Raw genomic sequence first — 1,305 nt, 5'->3', positions numbered from 1 at the left:
CGCCTGGCCGAGGTGCGCTTCGGCGGCGGCGCGGTCGCGCTCGGAGTGGTAGTCGCACAGCAGCCAGTGGGCCAGCACCAGCGAATCCGGGTCGGCCGCGGCGCCGGCCTGGTCCAGCTCGGCCAGCGCCTGCTCGGCCAGCTTGCGGCCCTGCTCGGGGTCGCTGCGCATCGCGGCGCGGCTGCGCTCAAGCATCGCGCGCGCCGGCGTGTCGGGCACGGCCGCCTGCGCCTGCACGGGCAGCAGGCTCGTCAGCACGACCAGCAGGCAGATCAGCGAACGCGACGGCAGCATGGATTCCGGAAGAGTCAGGTCGACAGTGTGCGCAGCGGCGACAGCGGCAGATTGTCGCCTGCACACCGGCCCGCGCCGAGCGGGCGCAGGCAGAAAGCCTCGAAAATGCCCGCCGCCGGTTCGCTAGCGCACGGACGGCGCCTCCGCCACCGGCCAGCATGCCCCACAGGCCGGGTGCGCCGTGCCGGGCCGCCCACGCTGCAGGAGTCTCCCATCGCCGCCGCCACTCTCGTCCCGTCGCTCCCCCCGCTGGTCAGCCTGTCCAGCGGAACCCGCAGCGAGTTCGGCACGCGCCCGACCGTGTCGACCCATGCGCTCGCCGACTCCGGCCTGTTCTCCGACGAGGCACTGTGCGAGTTGCTCGACCGCTTTCCGCGCCAGCAGCTGCATGCACTGACGATGGGCAGCGACCCGGCCCGCCCCGACCAGAACCGGCCGGTCCGCCACGAGGAACTCGATGGCGCCGACCTGCTGCGCGCGGTGCAACAGGGCTGCCTGTGGCTCAACCTGACGCGCGTCGACCGGGCCGATGCCCGCTTCCGCACGCTGATCGACCGGCTCTATGAGGAGCTCGCCGACGGGATCCCGGGCTTCCGCCCCGACGCGAGCCACGGCAACCTGCTGATCTCGTCGCCCCGCGCGATGGTGTACTACCACGTCGACGGCCCGGCCTCGGTGCTGTGGCACGTCCGCGGCCGCAAGCGCGTGTGGGTGTACCCGCCGCTCGATCCGCACTTCGTGCCGCGCGAGGCGATGGAGGACATCTTCGCCGGTGCGCGCCACGAATACCTGCCGTTCGACCCGGCGTTCGATGTCGCGGCGACGCGCTGCGAACTCGAGCCCGGCCAGTGGATCTCCTGGGCCCAGAACGCGCCGCACCGGATCTCCAACCTCGAGGGGATCAACGTCTCGCTGTCCACCGAGCATTTCACGCCGCAGACCCGGCGGCGCGCGCGCGTCCAGGCCGCCAACCGCTTCATGCGCCTGCGCTTCGGCTGGACCGGCCTCTCC

1 protein-coding gene and 1 pseudogene are annotated in these 1,305 nt (G+C 72.6%); one reads left to right on the top strand and one right to left on the bottom strand.

Annotated elements, in window-relative coordinates; genetic code table 11:
• A partial coding sequence (locus tag AC1D15_RS32770; protein ID WP_477829347.1) for a hypothetical protein occupies positions 1 to 294 on the bottom strand: 294 nt, incomplete at its 3' end.
• Positions 295 to 594: 300 nt separating this feature from the next.
• Here AC1D15_RS32770 and AC1D15_RS32765 point away from each other — a divergent pair.
• Positions 595 to 1,305 (top strand): annotated as a pseudogene (locus AC1D15_RS32765) (hypothetical protein); the annotation flags it as partial.

The organism is Rhizobacter sp. P2_H2, assembly GCF_056403375.1.
This window is presented reverse-complemented; position numbering and strand designations above follow the sequence as displayed.